The sequence below is a fragment of the Candidatus Agathobaculum pullicola genome (assembly GCF_052117205.1).
Lineage (GTDB): Bacteria > Bacillota > Clostridia > Oscillospirales > Butyricicoccaceae > Agathobaculum > Agathobaculum pullicola.
Window position 1 is genome coordinate 1 of the sequence record NZ_JBQKJP010000130.1, and the last position, 414, is coordinate 414.

Annotated in this window: 1 tRNA gene; it reads right to left on the minus strand. The window is 51.2% G+C overall.

The features are described from left to right. Positions 1-140 precede the first annotated feature (140 nt). Positions 141-216: transfer RNA gene (locus ACTQ3V_RS15735), tRNA-Lys, on the minus strand. Positions 217-414: the final 198 nt, after the last annotated feature.

Consider the following 414-nt stretch of genomic DNA (forward strand, 5'->3'; position numbering starts at 1 on the left):
GGGGGAATCGAACCCCCGTTTGCGGCGTGAGAGGCCGCCGTCTTAACCGCTTGACCAACGGGCCATTTCAGCCGGCTTCCCGGTATGCCTGGCACCACTGCGGGACTGCACCCTTTGTCCAATCCCACAGCGCACCATTCTGGTACACCATCACGGGCTCGAACCGTGGACCCACTGATTAAGAGTCAGTTGCTCTACCAACTGAGCTAATGGTGCATACGTTTCCTTGAAAAGATAAGCTATGCAGAAGAAACTTCATTTGCGCTTCCGCGCCCGTTTCTCCGCTCTTTTCTTTCGCAGAAATTTGAAGATTCACACCTTCAAAACTGAACAATAACTACCGGCAAGCTAAGAGTTTGTTCTGAGATTGCCTCTAATTTTTGAGGTCAAGCCCTCGGCCTATTAGTATCAGTC